Annotated in this window: 18 protein-coding genes; 1 reads left to right on the plus strand and 17 read right to left on the minus strand. The window is 61.5% G+C overall.

The window, feature by feature from the left end; genetic code table 11:
* Nucleotides 1-3 precede the first annotated feature (3 nt).
* The 15 genes from trbJ to ACNA0I_RS01195 form a co-directional block, all read right to left on the minus strand.
* Nucleotides 4-741 (minus strand): P-type conjugative transfer protein TrbJ, encoded by a 738-nt coding sequence (gene trbJ, locus ACNA0I_RS01125; protein WP_415804225.1) that lies wholly within the window; start codon nucleotides 739-741, stop codon nucleotides 4-6.
* On the minus strand, nucleotides 738-3,188 hold the full coding sequence (trbE, locus tag ACNA0I_RS01130) for a conjugal transfer protein TrbE (RefSeq protein WP_415804226.1): 2,451 nt from the start codon (nucleotides 3,186-3,188) through the stop codon (nucleotides 738-740). The genes trbJ and trbE overlap by 4 nt, the downstream gene beginning before the upstream one ends.
* Before the next feature lie 12 nt (nucleotides 3,189-3,200).
* Nucleotides 3,201-3,470, minus strand: coding sequence for a VirB3 family type IV secretion system protein (locus ACNA0I_RS01135; protein WP_023980320.1), 270 nt, complete (start codon nucleotides 3,468-3,470; stop codon nucleotides 3,201-3,203).
* The gene (locus tag ACNA0I_RS01140; protein WP_023980321.1) at nucleotides 3,467-3,850 is read right to left on the minus strand and encodes a TrbC/VirB2 family type IV secretion system protein; all 384 of its coding nucleotides are present in this window, start codon (nucleotides 3,848-3,850) and stop codon (nucleotides 3,467-3,469) included. The genes ACNA0I_RS01135 and ACNA0I_RS01140 overlap by 4 nt, the downstream gene beginning before the upstream one ends.
* On the minus strand, nucleotides 3,847-4,899 hold the full coding sequence (gene trbB / locus ACNA0I_RS01145) for a P-type conjugative transfer ATPase TrbB (RefSeq protein ID WP_415804227.1): 1,053 nt from the start codon (nucleotides 4,897-4,899) through the stop codon (nucleotides 3,847-3,849). The genes ACNA0I_RS01140 and trbB overlap by 4 nt, the downstream gene beginning before the upstream one ends.
* The gene (locus ACNA0I_RS01150; protein ID WP_023980323.1) at nucleotides 4,896-5,372 is read right to left on the minus strand and encodes a CopG family transcriptional regulator; all 477 of its coding nucleotides are present in this window, start codon (nucleotides 5,370-5,372) and stop codon (nucleotides 4,896-4,898) included. The genes trbB and ACNA0I_RS01150 overlap by 4 nt, the downstream gene beginning before the upstream one ends.
* A complete protein-coding gene (locus ACNA0I_RS01155) occupies nucleotides 5,369-7,369 on the minus strand; it encodes a conjugal transfer protein TraG (protein WP_415804229.1) in 2,001 nt (666 codons plus the stop codon). The genes ACNA0I_RS01150 and ACNA0I_RS01155 overlap by 4 nt, the downstream gene beginning before the upstream one ends.
* Before the next feature lie 232 nt (nucleotides 7,370-7,601).
* Nucleotides 7,602-7,865, minus strand: a complete 264-nt coding sequence (locus tag ACNA0I_RS01160; RefSeq protein WP_415804230.1) for an EexN family lipoprotein — start codon at nucleotides 7,863-7,865, stop codon at nucleotides 7,602-7,604.
* Nucleotides 7,862-8,806, minus strand: coding sequence for a LysR family transcriptional regulator (locus ACNA0I_RS01165; RefSeq protein ID WP_023980326.1), 945 nt, complete (start codon nucleotides 8,804-8,806; stop codon nucleotides 7,862-7,864). Before ACNA0I_RS01165 ends, ACNA0I_RS01160 begins: the two co-directional genes overlap by 4 nt.
* A 176-nt stretch (nucleotides 8,807-8,982) precedes the next feature.
* Nucleotides 8,983-9,744, minus strand: coding sequence for an SDR family NAD(P)-dependent oxidoreductase (locus ACNA0I_RS01170; RefSeq protein ID WP_079390969.1), 762 nt, complete (start codon nucleotides 9,742-9,744; stop codon nucleotides 8,983-8,985).
* Nucleotides 9,745-9,777: 33 nt separating this feature from the next.
* Nucleotides 9,778-10,530, minus strand: coding sequence for an SDR family NAD(P)-dependent oxidoreductase (locus tag ACNA0I_RS01175; protein ID WP_415804231.1), 753 nt, complete (start codon nucleotides 10,528-10,530; stop codon nucleotides 9,778-9,780).
* 74 nt (nucleotides 10,531-10,604) lie between these two features.
* Nucleotides 10,605-11,690: an alpha/beta fold hydrolase gene (locus ACNA0I_RS01180; protein WP_415804232.1), complete on the minus strand. Its 1,086-nt coding sequence runs from the start codon at nucleotides 11,688-11,690 to the stop codon at nucleotides 10,605-10,607.
* A 29-nt stretch (nucleotides 11,691-11,719) separates the two neighbouring features.
* The gene (locus tag ACNA0I_RS01185) at nucleotides 11,720-12,907 is read right to left on the minus strand and encodes an MFS transporter (protein ID WP_415804233.1); all 1,188 of its coding nucleotides are present in this window, start codon (nucleotides 12,905-12,907) and stop codon (nucleotides 11,720-11,722) included.
* Between the two features lie 9 nt (nucleotides 12,908-12,916).
* On the minus strand, nucleotides 12,917-13,492 hold the full coding sequence (locus tag ACNA0I_RS01190; protein ID WP_415804234.1) for a DUF2867 domain-containing protein: 576 nt from the start codon (nucleotides 13,490-13,492) through the stop codon (nucleotides 12,917-12,919).
* On the minus strand, nucleotides 13,489-13,908 hold the full coding sequence (locus tag ACNA0I_RS01195) for a nuclear transport factor 2 family protein (protein ID WP_415804235.1): 420 nt from the start codon (nucleotides 13,906-13,908) through the stop codon (nucleotides 13,489-13,491). Before ACNA0I_RS01195 ends, ACNA0I_RS01190 begins: the two co-directional genes overlap by 4 nt.
* Before the next feature lie 156 nt (nucleotides 13,909-14,064).
* Between ACNA0I_RS01195 and ACNA0I_RS01200 the strand changes: the two genes are divergently transcribed.
* Nucleotides 14,065-14,985 carry a LysR family transcriptional regulator gene (locus ACNA0I_RS01200; RefSeq protein WP_415804236.1) on the plus strand — a complete coding sequence of 307 codons (921 nt, stop codon included), beginning with the start codon at nucleotides 14,065-14,067 and terminating at the stop codon, nucleotides 14,983-14,985.
* 139 nt (nucleotides 14,986-15,124) lie between these two features.
* On the opposite strand, the gene ACNA0I_RS01205 is transcribed toward ACNA0I_RS01200, so the two are convergent.
* Together ACNA0I_RS01205 and ACNA0I_RS01210 are read right to left on the minus strand one after the other, a co-directional pair.
* The gene (locus ACNA0I_RS01205) at nucleotides 15,125-16,135 is read right to left on the minus strand and encodes a zinc-dependent alcohol dehydrogenase family protein (RefSeq protein WP_415804237.1); all 1,011 of its coding nucleotides are present in this window, start codon (nucleotides 16,133-16,135) and stop codon (nucleotides 15,125-15,127) included.
* 626 nt (nucleotides 16,136-16,761) lie between these two features.
* Nucleotides 16,762-18,747 (minus strand): DUF3363 domain-containing protein, encoded by a 1,986-nt coding sequence (locus ACNA0I_RS01210; protein WP_415804238.1) that lies wholly within the window; start codon nucleotides 18,745-18,747, stop codon nucleotides 16,762-16,764.
* Between the last annotated feature and the right edge of the window lie 176 nt (nucleotides 18,748-18,923).

Consider the following 18,923-nt stretch of genomic DNA (forward strand, 5'->3'; position numbering starts at 1 on the left):
CCGTCAGTTGTTGTAGAAGTTGACGGACTGCGGCGTGTATGGCGTGCCGCTGCCGAGGAAGCGCCGCCGGACTTCGCGGGCGCGCTCGGTGGCCGCCGCCTGCCGCGCCAGTTCCAGTGAGGCCGCCCGGTCTTGCGTGATCTGGAGCTGCTGCGCCTGGATGGACTGCTTGGCCTGCAAGGCGAGAAGCTGGTTCGTCGCCTGCATGGCCTGCAAAGCGCCGGTGGCCGACTGGCTCTGGCTCACGAGGTCGGACAGCGCGCTTTCGTCTTGGGTCAGGTTCTGCGACACCTGCGCCTGCATCCGCATCGCGGTGTGCAGGCCGTTCAAGGTGTTCTTCCAGCGTTCTTGCGCATCGCGCAGCATCTGGTCGCCGCTGACGGTGGCGGCGTACTGCTCCGGGTACAGGCGCGAGAACGTGGCATCCATGCTCTGCACGTCGTAGGCCAGCCCCTGCGCCTCGGCGATCAGGCGTTCGGTCGCGGCGAGCGTGGAGCGCAGGCGGTTGACGATGTTGAAGTCCAGGCTCGTCAGGTTGCGCGCCTGGTTGATGAGCATCTGCGCCTCGTTCTGGAGCTGGTTGATCTGGTTGTTGATCTGCTCCAGCGTGCGAACGGCGGTCAGCGTGTTCTGCACGAAGTTCGACGGGTCGAACACGGTGATGGCAGCCGCCGGCTGGGCGAGCATCAGCGAGCCGTACAGCACGATGGCGAGCGAAACGGAAAGCGCACGGGTCTTCATGGCGAAACCTCCAGCGGTTGAGAAGCGAAGAAGGAAGCCGCCGCCGGTGCGGACGGCAGCAGGTCGGCGGCCCAATCGAGGCCGCGAAGGCGCAGCCACGCGCCGGCGAAGCCGGGAGCGCCGGCCTGCGTCAGCACGCGGTCGATGTCGCGTTGGTCTTGCGGTGTGGATGCGCCCGCGAATGCGAGTGCGGCCGGCCTAAGGTCGAGGTCGAACAGGCGATTGCCGAGGCGTGATTGGTAGTAGTAGTCACGCTTGGGCTGTGCGGTGGCGACGATCTCGATTTGCCGGCTGTTGAGGCCGAAGCCCTCGTAGATCGTGCGAATCTGCGGCTCGGTCGCCTGCGGATTCGGCAAGAAAATCCGGCTCGCGCAGCTTTCGATGATCGCGGGCGCGATGGTCGAATCCTTGATGTCCGCCAGGCTCTGCGTGGCGAAGATGACGCTGACGTTCTTTTTCCTGAGCGTCTTGAGCCATTGGCGGATCCGGGCCGCGAAAGACGGCTCATCAAGGAACAGCCACGCCTCATCGAGAATCAGCAGCGTGGGCGCACCGTCGAACCGCTCATCGAAACACGCGAACAGATAGCGCAGCACCGCTTGCACGGCGGCGGGGCTGTGCATCAGCTCTTCCATCTCGAAGCCCTGCACGTCGGCCATGCCCAGCCTGTCGCGATCAGCGTCCAGCAGCTTGCCGTGTGCGCCGCCGAGTACATACGGCGACAGCGCCTGGCGCAGCGCATTCGATTGCAGCAGCACCGACAGCCCGGTCATCGTGCGCTGTTCCTGCGGCGCACCAGCGAGGCTGCCAAGTGCCGACCAGATGGCCACCTTCTCGTCCGGGCCGACGGTCACGCCTTCATGCAGTAGGCGGCCTTCGATCCACTCGGCGGCCCAGGTGCGATAGCCCTCGCGGTCGATGCGTGCCAAGGGCTGGAAGGCGATTTCTCCGTCCGTGCCCAGGTCGTAGTGTTCGCCACCCAGTCCAAGTATCGTGGCCCGCATGGAGCCGCCCATGTCGAAGGCGAAGATCCGCGAGCCGAAGTAACGGCGGAACTGCAAGGCCAACGTCGCCAACAGTACCGACTTACCCATGCCGGTGGGGCCGGCGACCAGCGTATGCCCCACGTCGCCGATGTGCGTGACCAGCCGGAACGGCGTTGCCCCATCGGTGCGGGTGACGATCAGCGGCGGGCCGTCGAGATGGTCGTTCTTCTCCGGCCCGGCCCATACCGCCGATAGCGGCATCATGTGCGCCAGGTTCAGCGTCGAGACGATGGGCTGGCGCACGTTCGCGTAGGCGTTACCGGGAATGGACGACAGCCAAGCATCCACCGCATTGAGGGTTTCGGGGATTGTGACGAACCCGCGCCCTTGGATGACGCGCTCCACCATACGCAGCTTCTCGTCGGCCACGGCGGCGTCCGCATCCATGACGATGACGGTCGCCGTCAGGTAGCCGAAGGCGACCTGATCGCTGCCCAGCTCCTGCAAGGCGGCATCGGCGTCGGCCGCCTTGTTGCTGGCGTCGGTATCGACCAGCGGGCTTTCCTGCTGGAAGATGGTTTCGCGCAGCAGCGCGACGACGTTCTTCCGTTTCGCAAACCACTGGCGGCGCAGGCGGCCGAGTTCCTTTTCCGCCTCGGCTTTGTCGAGGCAGAGGAACCGGGTTGACCAGCGATAGCCAAAGCCCAGGCGGTCGAGGTCGTCCAGCAGGCCCGGCCAGGTTGAGGTCGGGAAGCCCCGCACCGACACCACGCGCAGGTGCTGGTCGCCCAGCGTGGGCGCTAGGCCGCCGACCAGGGCGGAGTCGGCCAGCAGCGCGTCGATATGAAACGGCACTGCCGGCACCGCCACCCGGTAGCGCCGCGTCGAAACCGTGGCGTGCAGGTAGGTCAGCGTCTGCGCGTCGTCGAGCCAGGCGATTTCCGGCATCACGCCGTCGAGCAGGTCGAATACGCGATCGGTCTCCGCCACGAAGGCATCGAGCCGGCCGCGCCAGTCCACGCCGTCGCCGGGGGCGTTCTCGTAGAGCATCTTCGCGGCGCGAGCGCGGGATTCCTCCGGTGGCAGGTAGGCCAGCGTCAGGTGATATCCGCTCTCGAAGTGGTGGCCCGATTCCTCGAAGGCAGAGCGGCGTTCCTCGTCCACCAGCCAGGACAGCGGCTCGGGAAAGTCGGAGTGCGGGTAGTCCGCCGCCGGCCGGCGGTCGGCCTCGATGAACAAGGCCCAGCCCGAACCCAGCCGGCGCAGCGCGTTGTTGAGCCGCGCCGACGTGGCGATCAGTTCGCCTTGCGTGGCGCTGTCCAAGTCGGGGCCGCGAAAGCGGGCCGTGCGCTGGAAACTGCCGTCCTTGTTCAGCACCACGCCGGGCGCGATCAGCCCGGCCCAGGGTAACCAGTCGGCGAGCAAGGCGGGCCGCTGGCGGTATTCGGCAAGGTTCAGCATGGCGGCGTCTCCTTACACGTCCAGCAGCGGCTTATGCTTGATGTGCCGGGCGAAGACCTGCATGAACTGCGGATCGACGCGAGCGCCCAAGACGGCCAGCGAGTGACCGACGAGCCAGAGCACCGCGCCGGGAATCCACAGTTGCAGGCCCAGCCCGACGGCGGCGGCCAGCGTGCCGTTGGCGATTGCCACGGTGCGCGGCGCACCGCCCATGAGGATCGGCTCGGTCAGCGAGCGATGCAGCGGCACCTCGAAGCCCGGAAGGTCGTTGGCCGTGCTCATACGACGGCCCCGCCGGAGAACGAGAAGAACGACAGGAAGAACGAGGACGCGGCGAAAGCGATGCTCAAGCCGAACACTATCTGGATCAGCTTGCGGAAGCCGCCCGAGGTATCGCCGAAGGCCAGCGCCAGGCCGGTGGCGATGATGATGATGACCGCGACGATGCGCGCCACCGGCCCCTGGATGGAATCGAGGATGGATTGCAGCGGGCCTTCCCACGGCATCGAGGAACCGGCAGCCTTCGCCGTGCCGGCCGTCATCAGCATGGTGGCGGCCAGCAGCAGGCCGTGGTGTGTCGGCGCGGCCAGCCGCCGTAGGCGGGCGAAGGCCGAAGCCGGATTTACGGAAATGCGCAAAGCATGGGCGTTCATCTGCGTCATGGCAGTTCTCCAGGATGGTCAGGGGACGAGGAAGGCGCAGCGGCATCGGCTGCAAGAGGAACTGGCATCAGTTCGGGAAACGGCGTTTCCAGCCCATCCGCCAGGCGATAGCCCGCAGCGTCGAAGCCGCCGACGCGGGCGATGGTTTCGACGTGGCGCTTGCGGCCACGTCCGGCGATGTGGATGACGACGTTGACCGCCTCGGCGATCAACGCACGGGGCGGGTTTACCGCCACTTCGAGAATCAATTGCTCCAGGCGCAGCAGCGCGCCCAGCGCCGAACCGGCGTGGATGGTGGCAATGCCGCCCGGATGGCCGGTTCCCCACACCTTCACCAAGTCCAGGGCTTCGCCGCCGCGCACTTCGCCGACGACGACGCGATCCGGGCGCAGGCGCATCGTGGCGCGCACCAGCTCCTGCATCGACACCACGCCGGCGCGGGTGCGCAGCGGCACATGGTCGCGGGCGGCGCATTGCAGCTCGATGGTGTCTTCGAGCACCAGCACGCGGTCGCCGGTGGCGGCAATCTCGGCCAGCAGCGCATTCGCCAGCGTGGTCTTGCCGGTACTGGTGCCGCCGGCGATCAGGATGTTCTGCCGCTCGCGCACGGCGCGGCGCAGGAAGTCCGCTTGTCCGGCTGTCAGGATGCCGTCGGCCACATAGCGATCCAGGCCGATGATGTTCACGGCGCGCTTGCGCAACGCGAAGGCTGGGCCGGGCGCGGCGGGCGGCAAGATGCCCTCGAAGCGCTCGCCGGTTTCCGGCAGCTCGGCGGTCAGCAGCGGCTGGCCGCGATGCACTTCCGCGCCGACGTGGGCGGCCACCAGCCGGATGATGCGTTCGCCATCCGCCTCGGGCAGTTCAACGCCCAGCGGCGTGCGGCCCGACGACAACCGATCCACCCATAGGGTGCGGTCGGGGTTGAGCATGATTTCCACCACGTCCGGGTCTTCCAGCGCGGCGGCGATCAGCGGCCCCATTGCCGTGCGCAGCATCTGGATGCGGCGATCCAGCGCGGTGGTTGCGGATGACTTCGGAACGGCGCTCATGAGGCACGCTCCGCAGCACGTTCATGGGCTTCGGCCCGTGCCGCCGCGTCATCCATCCGCATTGGATCGGGATGCAGTTCTTCCATCACCTCACGTACAAGGCTCCGGCCGCGCAGCAGGTGCCTGCCGAGCTGCTCGATAAACTGCTCGAAGCGGGCCTTGCCCTGGGCGCGGGCCGCGTCTTGATGCGCCTCGGGAATGGGCGTGCTGACGGTCAGGAAGTAGCGGACGAACAGCGCCAGTGTCTCGATCTGGATGTTCTGGTCGCGCTCCAGGCGTTCGGTCTGCCGCGACAGGCGATCCAGCCGTTTGGCAATGGCGGCTTCGCGCTGATCGCCCGCGTCCGGCGATAGCCAGGACGCCAGCGCGGCCGCAACGATGGACGATTTGGACACGCCTTTCTTGGCGGCCAGTTCTTCGAGACGTTTGGCGTGTTCGTGCTGGATGAACAGATTGAGGCGGTATTGGCTCATAGGTCGATTCCGTCGTTGGGGTCGAGGGAAGCCAGCCGGGCCGTGCGCTGCATGGCCGGGTCGAACTGGCGGGGGAGCGGCAACGGCAGGTCGTCGTCGTCATCGAGCAGTCCCAGGTCGTTGCCTGCGGGCTGCGGTTCGGGGCTGTATTCGGTGACTTCGGATAGCTCGGGTTGATGGCGTGGGCCGCCGTCGTCGGTGCCGCCCAGGTCATCGGCGGATGCCGTGGCCGGTGCGGTGGGAGTGGCGGGAATCGCCAGGCTGCTCCAGTCGTCGGGGCGAGTTGGCGGCGCGTCGGCATAGCGCCCGGTGGCGAGCGCAGGCGGCGACAGCACACGGCGCTTAAAATTGGCGTCGGCGTAGTAACGCAGCTTCTTCGCCTTGATCGGCGGCAGGCTGGACACCATCACCACCGATTCATCGGGCGGAAGCTGCATCACTTCGCCCGGCGTCAGCAGCGACCGGGCCGTTTCCTGCCGCGACACCATGAGATGACCGAGCCACGGCGCGAGCCGGTGACCGGCGTAGTTGCGCTGGGCGCGCAGTTCGGTAGCGGTGCCGAGCGTTTCGGAGATCCGTTTGGCCGTACGTTCGTCATTGGTGGCGAAGGTCACGCGCACATGGCAGTTGTCCAGAATCGAATGGTTCTGGCCGTAGGCTTTGTCGATTTGGTTGAGCGACTGCGCGATGAGAAAACTGCGGATGCCGTAGCCGGCCATGAACGCCAGCGCGGACTCGAAGAAGTCGAGCCGGCCCAGCGCTGGGAACTCGTCCAGCATCAGCAGCAGCTTGTGGCGGCGCTCGATGCCATCGCTGCCATCGAGCGATTCGGTCAGCCGTCGCCCGATCTGGTTCAAGATGAGCCGGATCAGCGGCTTCGTGCGGCTAATGTCCGAAGGTGGCACTACGAGGTACAGCGATACCGGGTGCTTGGCGGAAATCAGGTCGGCGATGCGCCAGTCGCAGCGCGATGTGACTTCGGCGACGGTGGGATCGCGATACAGGCCGAGGAACGACATGGCGGTGCTCAACACGCCGGAGCGTTCGTTGTCCGACTTGTTGAGCACTTCGCGCGCAGCAGATGCGACGACAGGATGCGGCGCATCGCCCAGGTGCTTGGTCGTCATCATCCGGTGCAAGGTCAGCTCGAACGGGCAAGCGGGATCGCTGAGGAAGTTGGCGACGCCGCGCAGCGTTTTATCTTCGTCCGCGTAGAGCACGTGCAGGATGGCGCCGACCAGCAGTGCGTGACTGGTCTTCTCCCAGTGGTTCCTGCGTTCGAGTGCGCCATCGGGATCGACCAGAATGTCCGCCACGTTCTGCACGTCGCGCACCTCATGCGCGCCGCGCCGCACTTCTAGCAGAGGGTTATATGCGGCCGACCTCGCATCGGTCGGGTTGAACAGCAGGCAATGCGAGAAGCGCGAGCGCCAGCCTGCGGTGAGCGTCCAGTTCTCGCCTTTAATGTCGTGAACGACGACCGACGCGGGCCAGCTCAACAAGGTCGGCACGACCAGGCCGACACCCTTGCCGGAGCGCGTCGGCGCGAAGGTCAGGACGTGTTCCGGGCCTGCGTGCCGCAGGTACTGGCCGCGATGCAGGCCGAGGAAAACACCGGCGGGCTGGGTCAGCCCGGCCTTGCGAACGTCATCCGCATCGGCCCAGCGTGCCGAACCGTAGGTGGTGACAAGGCGCGATTGCCGCGAGCGCCACACCGACAGGACGATGGCAACCAGCACGGCCACCAAGCCGCTGCCGCCCGCGATAGTGCCGCCAGTGTTGAAGATGCGCGGCGCGTAGGCATCGAAGACGAACCACCACTCGAACAGCCGCCAGGGATGATAGACCGGCGTTCCAAAGAAGTCGAACCACGGCGAGCCAAGGCGTAGTTGGTAGCCCAGGGCGGCGGCTGTCCATTGCGTTGCACTCCACACACCGGCGATCACGATGCCGAAGACGGCGGCGATCTGCCCGAACAGCACGCCCTGAGATTGCATGACTGGCCTCCGATTCCCCTGCGCTGATTCCTCATCAGAAAGCGGCACAAGGACGCGCCGCATAACGCGAGGATCAGTGCCGGGTCAGTGCCGGTCAAAGACCGTTATCGGAAACTAGATGACGAAAAAAACAAGGTTTCAGGCTGCGAAGAAGCCAATAAAAATGCCGCAGGCGCGGTCGCGCTGCGGCGTGCTTGCAAAGGAACGAGAGTTTTTTGCGAAGGATTAGCGATCAGAACTTCGGTGGTGTTTCTGATGGCGTGTAGGGCGTCTTTCCGTCGCCATAGAACCGCTTGCGTGTGGCCTCGGCTACTCGGTTGCAAAGCACGTCACCAAGCGCAGCGCGGTCGGTCTTGCATTGCTGGCGCAACTCCTTCAACCGCCCTGGATCGGCGGCCAGTTCATCCACGGTCGGGACGTTGGCCTGCTTCGGTGTCTCCGATGGGCCGCAAGCAGTCAACAGCAGAGCAAGCAGGAGCGAAAAAAATTTCTTCATAGCTCGATTTCCTCCTGTGGATCAAGTTCGGGCGGCAAAGCGGGCCTAGTGCCTTCGGGCAATTCGATGGCCTGCACCCGTTCGATGAACCGGGACAGCACTTCCGAAACTTCGCCTTCGCGCCGCAGGAGGTAGGTCGTCAGCATCGGCGAACGCCCGGCCAAGGGACGGGCTACCACGCCAGACTCCCGACTTGCCGTGATGTGTGGGCCGCCGGCCAGCCCCAAGGCGAAGCCGGCCGACACTACGATCATCATCAGCTCGAACGAAGCGACACGCTCAACCACCAGTGGTTCTCTGTCAGAGCGACGTAGCGCACGTTCGACTTGCCGCGCGTGACCTTCGCATACCAATGGATCGCATAACACCAATGGGAATTGCAGAACTTCGTCCAGTGGGATGCGCTTGTGCTTGAGCAGATGATGCCGGGCGGGCACTGCCACCATCAACGGATCGCTCCATACAGCTTCTGCAACCACGCCTTCGCCCGCCTCATCCGACTGCGCGAAGCCTACGTCGTACAGATCGTCCTGCAGCCCCTTCATCTGCTGCGATAGCGGCACCTGGAACAACCGAATATCTACCTCGGGCTCCTCCTGTCGGCACATTGCCAATAAGGCCGGCAGCCGCGACGGCGTGATACCGTCGGACAATGCAATGCGCAGCTGCGCCTGGAAGCCATTGGCCGCTGCTTTCACACTGTCGCGGGCTTGTTGCAAAGCGGCGAACACACGCGGCACATGTTCCAGAAACAGCTTTCCCGCCTGCGTCAGACGCGTGCTGCGACTGGTGCGGACGAATAGCTGCACGCCAAGGTCTTCTTCTAACTCTCTGATGGTGCGCGACAACGGGGATTGCTCGATATGCAGCCGCTCAGCAGCGCGGGCAAAGTGGAGTTCTTCCGCCACAGCCAGAAAACAACGCAAATGACGAAATTCCATATCGGACTGCCTTAATATTTCACCCACTTCACGATGAATTGGCTAAGTGTCGCACGCTCCATCGGCTCTCACATCAACGATCTTTGCGCGCGGAGTTCTTGCAGGTGGTTTTCAGCTAAAAATCCGCAGGCCGAGGTTGATCAGCCCCCCATAGCTGTACCGACGCGCTCCCGAAATCACCAGGGCAAAGCACATCCACAATGCTCGAAGCAACCAGTTCTGCTGTTCGGTGGTAAAAGAGCGAGGTCCAGGATGGTCTCAACCCCTTCCTCGGTTGACATCGTGGCATCTTCGGTTCCGAGTGCCGTCCTTACCCAGCCCGGGTGGGCGCTGTTGACCTGAATGCCGATCGAGCGACCGGCATCCGCTAGATGAGTGGTGAACGTATTTAGCGCCGCCTTGCTGGCTGCATAGGCGAAAGGCTTCCTTCCAGCGAGACGGCTTTCGGGATCTGCATGTAATGTATTCGACCCTAAATGACTGCTTACGTTGACTACGTTCGCATGGCTCGCCTTGACGAGCAGAGGCCACATTGCCTGCGTTACGGCAACGACTCCGAAAAGATTCACCTCGAAAGTGCGCCGCAAGCTAGTGGGATCGATGGTCGTAGCAGTGTTGCCTTGCCAGCTACGGTCTAGCATATCCAGCATAATGCCAGCGTTGTTCACCAACAGATCGAGGAAGCCATGCTCGGACTCAATCAGACTTGCGCATCGCTCGATCGTTTCCGGAACTGTTACATCGAGCGTGATGGACCTAGCTTGACCGCCGGAAGCCTCGATTTCGGCAACGAAGTCAACAACCTCGGCTTCGTTCCTGACACCGAGCCACACGACGTAGCCAGCTTGAGCCAGACGCGCGGCGGAGGCACGGCCAAGACCACGACTGGCCCCGGTGATAAGCGCAACTTTCTGACGAGTTTTTGAGAACTCAGGCATGGTCTTGCACCCTTTTAAGACACGGCCCTGAGATCACCACGGCAAAGCCTCGCTGCGATGTTCGAAGCGACCAGTTCTGCTGTTCGGCGGCAAAAGAGCGAGGTCCACGATCGTCTTCACACCGTCCTCAATCGACAGGAAGGCATCCTCGGTGCCGAGTTCCGTCTTGACCCAGCCCGGATGGGCGCTGTTGACCTGGATGCCGACGGCCCGTCCGGCATCTGCCAGGTGGGTGGTGAAGGCATTTAGAGCTGCCTTGCTCGCGTCATAGGCGAAAGGTTTCAGATCCGCGAGAATGCTTTGGGGATCCGCATGCAACGTGTTCGATCCCATTTGGCTGCTCACATTGACGATGTTCGCATGGCCAGCCTTGACGAGCAGCGGCCACATCGCCTGGGTGACTGCGACGACCCCGAACACATTCACCTCGAAAGTACGGCGGAGACTGTCTGGATCGATGGTCGTCGCTGTATTACCTTGCCAGCTACCGTCAAGCATGATCCCGGCGTTGTTTACCAACAGGTCTAGTGAGCCATAATTGGACTCGATCACTTGCGCGACCCGCGTGATCGTCGCGGGATCGGTGACATCGAGGATAAGTGGCCGAACCTTCTCGCCCGCAGCTGCGGCCTCGGCAACAAAATCCGCCACGTCGGTCTCGTTCCTAACGCCGAGCAACACCTCGTATCCGGCTTTAGCGAGACGGGCAGCGGCGGCCCGTCCAAGACCGCGGCTGGCGCCGGTGACAAGAGCGATTTTCTGATGCGTTTCAGAGAAATTAGACATATTCCTAAACCTCTACTTAATTTGTGAGTGGTGAATATTCGTGTGGCACCATTTTGAAATGGCGCCCATTTAGCTTAATGGTCTTGGGCGTGATAAATGATGCGCGCCGTCTTTTGGGACGGGAAACGTCTCGCCAGCCAATTAAGCGCTAGTGCATTCAGTTTGTCCGGCTTGTGTTCCTGAGTCCAGTGACCGCATCGTGGAATAACTTGAGACTCCAGGTCGGGAACGTGGGCCCTCATTCCACTCGCCATGCCAGCCGTCAATATAGGATCATCTTCGCCACTGATCATGAGAGACGGCACTCGCACTGTTTGATCAACTCCCAAACCAGCTTTCCAATTTCGAGAGATATTTCGATACCAGTTAATTCCCGGCGTGAATCCAGTGTTCGCATAGCGATCGGCGTAGAAATTCAGCTCCTCAGGCGTCAGAATATCGTCGCCGAGGAACGCGCCGGACTTGAGCCTCGCCAATGGAGTCAATAAATCCATGTTCCTGGATGCCGGCGGAAGCTTTCGGTATTCTGAATAGGGCAGGCCGTTCTTGCGAAAGAAAGCCTGGAAGGTTCTTCGTGGATCGCGATCCAAAACTTTGTCAGACACACCGCCATTCTGGAACATCAACACATACATTTCTGGGCAATACACTTGCCGCATCTGTTCGATCGGGTCCTTATATGGGTCTGGCACGAAGCCCGGAGCCAGATCAGCAATCTGGTCCGGTTGAAGCCAGAGCTGCCAATGTGGAATGAACGGTGTATTTACGCCAATGACACCAGCGGTGCGGTCGTGATGAAAGAGAGGTAGTTGCCAGCCGAGGATTCCGCCCCAATCATGGGCAAACCAGATCGCCTTTTCGATACTTAGGGCATCAAGCAGACCGATGAGATCGTCCATTAGATGCTCAAGGTCATAATCCTCCACCTTTGGCGGGCAACTAGTCAGGCCATATCCGCGAAGATCTGGCGCAATAACGCGATACCCCGCCTCGGCGAGAGCGGGAATCTGATGTCGCCAAGAATAAGCAAGCTCTGGGAACCCATGAAGGAGAACGACTGGGCGTCCATTTGCAGGACCGTCTTCATAAACCGCCATTCGAATTCCGTTGGTTTCAACGAATTTGACTGATGGCATTGCTGGATTCGAGGTATTCATCATGCTATGTATCCAACTAGATTGGTCGTTACTCATTGCTTACGGCGCGCGATCGCTCTAAAACCGATCAGGGCCAGAGCAATGATCGCCACGCCAAAGCACTCTGTGGTAACTACTAGACCTAAGTGCTGGGCCAGATAGCCTGCAGCGAGAGCGGGCAGCACGTGGGCGAGGTAGCTTTCCACATAGAAGGCCGCCATCAGCCCAGCACGCTCGCCGGGGCCGGCCAGCGATAACACGCTGCGCATCGCTCCCAGGAAACAAGCACCGAAGCCCACGCCGGCGGCTACCGATCCAGCCAATAGCGGCCCGGCCCGGCCTAAGGCCACACCAGACATGATGCAGACCAGTCCCGCCGCCAGGAACATGGCCCCGCCAAGCAGAGAGACGCGCGGATTGTGCGCCCGCGAAGCAACAACGGCCACCGCTCCACTAAGTGTCAGTGCCGCTACGCTCAGGCCTCCCAGCCAAGCCGAGGCTGAGCCCGTGGCGCGCGCAATAAGGGAGGGCATCAGAGAGAGATAGAAGCCTCCCAGCGCCCAGATCGCGACATTGATGGGTGAGACTGCTTTCAGAGTGGCACGCGCTTGCAGTGGCACCACCACACGCGGACGCAGCGAGGTCAGCGCGCCGGGGCGACCAGAAGCGGTTTCGGGTGTGGTCCACGTGAGCAGCGTCTGCATCGCGAAGGCTGCCAGTAGCAGCGCAAATACCAGTTGCAGTGGCGCGAAGGCCCACTGGACGAGTGCGGTCGTTCCCAGTGCGCCCGCGGCCAGACCACCGAGCGGTGCGAGGCTATTAATGAGCGCCCCGCGCTCGTGGTGCAGATCCAGCATTGCCGCGCCTAGGGCAGCCGTCGCTAAGCCTGTGGCCACGCCTTGCAACATGCGTGCTGCGATCAGCCAGACGATATCGGATGCGGCTAGGAACGATCCCATCGCGACCATCTGCAGAACCAGCGCGAGCGTAATAACTGGTCTGCGGCAGATGTAGTCCGATAGCGATCCGGCCGTTATCAGCGTTGCCAGCAGTGACAGTGCATAGACGCCGAAGATCACCGTCAGCATCAGCGGTGAGAAATGCCACTGCGCTTGGTAGAGCCGGTAAAGCGGCGTGGGTGAACTTGCGGCGGCGAAGAAGGTTACCAGCGTGGTGCCATGGAGAGCGACGGCGCGAGTGGTAGATGGCGTCCCCGTGATCGCCGGGGTGGAATTCATCATGTCCAGCACCTATATGGCAGGCCAGCCAATCTTGGCTGCCTGCCGGAGTCCTCCGATGACGGCCAACTTATGGAATGGGGCGATCAGCCTGATATACAGCCTTCCAAGGCTGTTATGACATTTGACGACTGTGACTGCCACCAGCTTACGACAAGGACTGTCTGCACTAGGAGGAACGACAAGTACTGATGCGCGAAAATCCAAGTGGACATCGTCCAGCCCATAGACGATTTCATGCCGATAGCAAGAGAAAATCAGGAAAAACGAGATGTGATCTCTTTTCTGCTGCTTGGCGTCTCTCTCGAACTGCCGTGAGGTCTTGATCCCCAACGGAGCCACCAGCAAGTCGCGTATACGCAGTAACGTGTGAAACCATGGCGCAGGATTTTCGTGCAGATGGCGAGCCAAACGTTCGGGGTCGTCGGTTGCACTATTTGGCAATAAAACAGAATAGGCATCTCGCAAGTCGGTTTTTTTATAGTGCGACCGAATATTGGAAGAGATTGGAATATCAGACCTGCAAACAGACAAAAAATATTCCTTCATTTTTTGATGATTCTCATCTGAGTGGAAGTCGATATTCAAGCTGTTTGCGATCCTGCTGGGACTAACACCATGGCCTTGCCTCCCAATTTGGGGGCAAGTTTTTGCTGTACTGCGACAATGGATAGGAGTGGACGCCACACCATCGTCATCCTGTCGATCAATCCCTCATTGTTTAAATGCATGTGATCCATGCCGTCCAGAATGTGTTCATTGAATTCGATCGTGAATACGGACACAAACTCACGCCCCTCACGCAACAGAAGTTTTGGCTGGAAAGCGTCCACCGTGTCGAGAAGTTGAGTAAGGACTCGTACGACATTCTCTTTGCCCTCGAAAGGGGTGGGGACAATTGGGCTACGGAGTACGACATCAGCCGCCATATGGTCCTTCGTCGCTTCGATATCGCGATTTTCCATGGCCTTGAGGTAAGCGTCGAGATGCTCAGTGGTGAGCATAGAAATTCCTCCAAATAATCAATCAAGACCATTTTCCCGCAGGGGATGGGTCGTCTAGGAGGTAATCTTAGCTCCCTTCTTCTGCTAGCATCATGGACGCATGAGTCATTTCTAACATGACGTGGATGTCATCAATCAGAGGCCCTGAGGACTGGTATGGAAAGTTTTAGCGCTTTAGGAGGTCTAGATGTCTTTGTGCAGGCGGCACGGACGCGGAGCTTTGCCGAAGCTGGCCGAAATCTCGAAATTTCGGCCTCTGCAGTAAGCAAAAGCATTTCTCGGCTGGAGGATCGCGTCGGTGTACGACTCTTCCAGCGCAGTACCAGAAGTGTTCGCCTTACGTCCGAAGGCGAAGTGTTCTTGGAGAGGTGCGGACGAATTCTTGGGGAAATTCAGGCTGCTGAAGATGAGCTCAGCGCAATGGCTCAGCACCCACAAGGTAGGTTAAGGGTCGGCTTGGCCCTTTCTGCGGGTTTGCCGCTCCCTGTGCTTTCCGAATTCATGGCGCGCCATCCCGAGATTGAACTCGATCTTGATTTCACCGATCGGCTTGTCGATGTCATCGAAGAGGGGTTTGATGTAGTCATTCGTGGAAGTGCGCTTCGAGACTCACGTCTGGTATCTCGTCCGCTGGGCCCCTATCGCGCTTGTTTGGTAGCCTCGCCCGCATACGTTAAAAAAAACGGGACACCCCATAAGCCAGACGATCTTTTGCACCATGCGTGCCTACATTATCGCTGGGCGTCTACGGGAAAAATATATCAGTGGCCAATGAAATGCTCAAAGATGATAGCGATGCCGTCTTCGCTCCCCGTGACGATGGTATGCAATAGCCTAGATGCCCTTCTCTACATGGCTCTGGAAGGACGTGGGATCGCATGCGTGCCTGATTTTTCTGTAAAAAGCGCAGTCGCAGATGGGCGATTGAAAACAGTACTTGGTACCTATATTTCTGACTCCAACACCATTCATGTAGTGTGGCCCAGCAATCGAAAAATGACACCGAAGATACGGCTCTTCGTAGACTTTTTGCGCGCCAACTTCACAAAATATCTAGTTTCCGGGACGTCTGGCTGATCATACAGGACGCTCTCTCGTGGCAGCGGAGCTATTGTGACAGGATGTTAGGGATTTTTAGAAACGTCCATAACCGAATTCCCGCCAAAGCTTACCAATGAGGCATTACGAGGCGTGAGAAAGAAGTCGACGGTAAGGCTCACCAATCGAGCGTTATGGCTATCTTGCCGAAGTGCCCTCCGCGCTGGAGTAGTAGATAACCTTCCTCCAAAGCGGAGAGCGGTAAGACGCGATCAATCACCGGATTGATGCCTTTGGCACCAATGGCAGCCACTGCGCCGGCGAGATCTTCAGCAGAGCCTCCGTTGATTCCGATTACCCGGACGCCATTGCTTATAAGAGAGAGAAGCGCAAGTTGAACAGTTGTATCAGCGACAAAACCAACGGCGTAGACAGTACCGCCGTAACGTACGGCCATGATGGCGCGGCCAAACTCATTCCCACCGGCCGTATCAACGACGAGATCTGCACCGATGCCGTCGGTCAGCCGTCGAACGTCTTGCTGCCATTCAGGATTCCGACGATAGTTGATGGTGTCATCTGCGCCAAGCGCCCGCGCCCGCTCTAGTTTGTCATCCGAAGAGGAAGTGACGATAACTCTGGCACCACGCGCCTTGGCGAGTTGCAGGCCAATGATTGACACGCCCCCAGTTCCAAGCACCACCACAGTCGATCCTGGACCGATCCCAGCTTCCTCCAATCCTCTCCAAGCCGTCATTGCCGCAACGGGTAGCGTCGCGATCGCTTCCCATCCGAGATGGTCAGGCACTTTGATAACGGAAGACGCATCAACCTCGGCGATTTCAATCAGCGACCCGCGCTCGGTGACGCCGCGTGTGTGGTTTGCGACAAAGCCGTTACCGTGGCCCGCCGTCCAGTAGGGCTTTGAGTGGATCGCAACACGGTCACCGAGTTTAACCTGCCAGACATCTCGGCCCACCGCTATCACCTCACCTGCACCATCGGCGATCGGAATCAAGGGGTAAGACAGACTACCGTAACGACCTGTCGCTACAGCCAAATCAATATAGTTGAGACTGGCAGCCTCCATTCTGACGTGGACACGCCCGATACCCGGTGCGTCAGGTGCAGGTAAAACGATCCGTTGCAAACGATCAGTAGCCGGGCCGGTAAGTTCAATCGCGTTCATTCATTAACCTCAAGATGCGCTACTGCCTTTTCGTACCTGCGGCTTGCGCTTTGAACGCGATAGTAAAGAATCCTCTCAACGGCGGCGCCTTACTTCAAATCACAACTGTTGTGACACCGTCTTCATCATTGAGGAGCACACCTGCCGCTGCCCGGTGGTCGTAGCCGGTTCGGTCACGCGCCGTGACCATAGCTCCAAAGCTAAGGCCGATTAAGCTCGGCGGTGCCCGAGCATGTAGAAATCTCCATCAACACTTCGTACGACCCTTCGCATTACATGGGTCGATGAGCTTTCGGCTTTCCATGCTGGCTGAAGCGCCCGGATACAGCGCCTCGGCGACGATTTCAGCTTCGTTTCGCAGCGGCAGCCGCGATCGGCGCCCGCTGCGCGCCTCATGTTGGTACCAGTCCGGCCTCTTGCGACCGCGTCAACCGCAACAGGCTGTTCCTGATCACCTTCAGTCCGATCACCACTTTGCCCACGTCCAGCCAATCGCGCGCAGACACTTGCCGTCTTGCTGAGCGAGCCGCTCGATTACGTGCCGGACGAAGACTCTATCCCTAACGATGCGATGGTTGCGCTACTGCTGCGCTTGACTCGGCGGCTTGGCGCGAATACCTCCTCTATTAGAGCAATCTGGACAATCCACGCTGCCGGCCGATCTCCCACGACACGCCACTGCCGCGCACTGTCGCGGCGATCTGCTGCCCCAGCCTTTGTTCGACCGCCGGCCGCCACGGCACCAGACTAAATCCCATACCGTCATCGAGCATCGCGTAGCGCCCGCTCGCCAGCATGACGGAGCGCCGGTAGATGCCAGCCACACGCTGCCCGTCCGTGATGGGTTGATACATCAGGCCGGTTTCGGCGGCAATGTCCTCTGCGGCTTTCGCCAGTTCTCGATTGCGCAGCGTAGCCAGCAGATTGCGCGCCAAGATCACGCGCTGCCCGCGCCGCTCAGCCAGCCCCTGTTCGGCCAGGAAGTCGGCGCGCTGTTGCAAAGCGTTCTTGGTATCGCTGCCAAAGCCCATATCGCTCAGCCCACGGCCGCCGCCGATCAACTGCTGGTCAAGCCAGGTCGCACCGGTGACGCGGGCCTGCCGCTCGATGGGCAGGTGCGATTTCAACTCTACGGCCACGCCGCTTAGGCGCTGTGCATCGTACTGGCGGCCACGCTCGGCCAGGTCGTCCGGCACCTTCCATAGCCCCTCTGCCACACGCTCCACGATGCCAGCCCGGCGCAACGCTTCCAGCCGCCGGACGTGGGCGGCGACAACCTCCTGCGGGTCGCGTCCGGGCTTGGCCCGGCCCTGTTCGATGGCTAGGTGGTGATCGGCGCGGTACAGGCCATCGCTCGCCAGCGCGGCGATGTTCTTGTCGGCGGCGCGCACGTCGGCCGAACCCTTCACCTCCACTACCGCGCCCGTGGGGTAGTTCGCCAGCTCGTCACGTGCGTTCAGTGCGACGTAGTGGGCTCTCCCGTCCACGCCGTCGATGACCAGATAGCCGCGGTCGTGTAGCTCGTCGGCCAGCCCCTTGGCAGCCACGCGGCCGACGATGGTGCGGCCATCCTCGCCCAGCTCGAACACCGCCAGCTCGCGCGGCTGCCCGCTCATGGCGCGCTGCATGGTGCGGATGATGTCGCCACGCTCGCCCAGGGCGCGCAAGGTCTTCTCGGCATCGGTATGGATGGCCCAGGAGCCCGGCTGCGTCTCGTCGGCCAGGCCCAGGCGCTGCAAGCGCCGCAGGCGGCCGATCAGCAGCAGGCGCTGGCGTTGCAAATTCGGCTCGTTGAAGCGTTCGATTCGCACCCGGCCATCCTCGCCGGCCTCGCGTTGCAGCGTGCGATCCAAGCTCGTCCACCGCTCCTGTTCCACCTCGCGCCCCAAGGTCTGCCGGATCTCCAGTTCGGTGCGCGGCCCCAGCCACTCCGTCGCTAGTTCGGCGGCGCGATGGCGGAAGCCGTGGGTGATGTAGTCGCCCGCGATGATGAGGTCTTTGCCGGTGTCGTCGCGCCCGCGCACGATCAAGTGGGTATGCGGGTTGTCGGTGTTCCAGTGATCCACCGCCACCCAATCCAGCCGCGTGCCCAGGTCGGCTTCCATGCGGCTCACCAGATGCCGGGTGTAGGTGCGCAGGTCGTCCAGTTCCGCGCCGTCTTCCGGGGAAACGATGAAGCGGAAATGGTGCCGGTCGTCGGCGCAGCGTTCCTTGAAAGCATCCAGGTCGGCTTCGTCCGCCTGTGGCCCGTAGGCCCGGCCCGGTTCGCCATCGCGGCCCGCGCCGTCGCGCTCGACGTACCGCAGGTGCTTGGCGAGCGATTGCGGGCTGGCCCGTTGGTGATTGACCAGCAAGGTCTTGATGGTCACGCGCCGCGACATGGGCGTCAGCTTCGCGCCCGCGAAGCGCGCCGCCGTATGGCCGCGCCCCAGGCGCGAGCCGGGGCGTTGGCCAGTGCCAGCCGTCCCAGGACGGCGCACCGCCGACTTGCCGCTGCTGGCTTTGCCGGCCTGTTTGAGCACCTTGGAAACGAAGCTCTGACCCTGGCCCTTGCCCCGGCTCTTCGGGGCGCTGGGACGCACCCGGAAGTCGTCATCGCGGCGGTCGGTCATGGCTGCGCTCCCTGCAAGTTATGGCGTGTCCGGTCGTGGGAAGCACGCGGACATGCCTGCATTGGCGCGACCTTCGCGCCGAACACGGCACGGCGGCGAAGCCGCTCCGTGCCGCGCCNCCCCCACGTGCAGACAGGCTTTCGACGCGGCCCGGTGCCGCGNCCTTTTGTCTTGCC

The sequence above is a fragment of the Bordetella muralis genome (assembly GCF_965139205.1).
Lineage (GTDB): Bacteria > Pseudomonadota > Gammaproteobacteria > Burkholderiales > Burkholderiaceae_B > Bordetella_A > Bordetella_A muralis.

Coding starts and splice junctions, on each gene's coding strand:
- ACNA0I_RS01155 (WP_415804229.1), bottom strand. CDS start 7,369: ATGCAATCTCAGGGCGTGCTGTTCGGGCAGATCGCCGCCGTCTTCGGC.
- ACNA0I_RS01195 (WP_415804235.1), bottom strand. CDS start 13,908: ATGCTCACCACTGAGCATCTCGACGCTTACCTCAAGGCCATGGAAAAT.
- ACNA0I_RS01180 (WP_415804232.1), bottom strand. CDS start 11,690: ATGATGAATACCTCGAATCCAGCAATGCCATCAGTCAAATTCGTTGAA.
- ACNA0I_RS01200 (WP_415804236.1), top strand. CDS start 14,065: ATGGAAAGTTTTAGCGCTTTAGGAGGTCTAGATGTCTTTGTGCAGGCG.
- ACNA0I_RS01135 (WP_023980320.1), bottom strand. CDS start 3,470: ATGAGCACGGCCAACGACCTTCCGGGCTTCGAGGTGCCGCTGCATCGC.
- ACNA0I_RS01140 (WP_023980321.1), bottom strand. CDS start 3,850: ATGACGCAGATGAACGCCCATGCTTTGCGCATTTCCGTAAATCCGGCT.
- ACNA0I_RS01205 (WP_415804237.1), bottom strand. CDS start 16,135: ATGAACGCGATTGAACTTACCGGCCCGGCTACTGATCGTTTGCAACGG.
- ACNA0I_RS01150 (WP_023980323.1), bottom strand. CDS start 5,372: ATGAGCCAATACCGCCTCAATCTGTTCATCCAGCACGAACACGCCAAA.
- ACNA0I_RS01170 (WP_079390969.1), bottom strand. CDS start 9,744: ATGCCTGAGTTCTCAAAAACTCGTCAGAAAGTTGCGCTTATCACCGGG.
- ACNA0I_RS01210 (WP_415804238.1), bottom strand. CDS start 18,747: ATGACCGACCGCCGCGATGACGACTTCCGGGTGCGTCCCAGCGCCCCG.
- ACNA0I_RS01175 (WP_415804231.1), bottom strand. CDS start 10,530: ATGTCTAATTTCTCTGAAACGCATCAGAAAATCGCTCTTGTCACCGGC.
- ACNA0I_RS01185 (WP_415804233.1), bottom strand. CDS start 12,907: ATGATGAATTCCACCCCGGCGATCACGGGGACGCCATCTACCACTCGC.
- trbE (WP_415804226.1), bottom strand. CDS start 3,188: ATGCTGAACCTTGCCGAATACCGCCAGCGGCCCGCCTTGCTCGCCGAC.
- trbB (WP_415804227.1), bottom strand. CDS start 4,899: ATGAGCGCCGTTCCGAAGTCATCCGCAACCACCGCGCTGGATCGCCGC.
- ACNA0I_RS01165 (WP_023980326.1), bottom strand. CDS start 8,806: ATGGAATTTCGTCATTTGCGTTGTTTTCTGGCTGTGGCGGAAGAACTC.
- trbJ (WP_415804225.1), bottom strand. CDS start 741: ATGAAGACCCGTGCGCTTTCCGTTTCGCTCGCCATCGTGCTGTACGGC.
- ACNA0I_RS01160 (WP_415804230.1), bottom strand. CDS start 7,865: ATGAAGAAATTTTTTTCGCTCCTGCTTGCTCTGCTGTTGACTGCTTGC.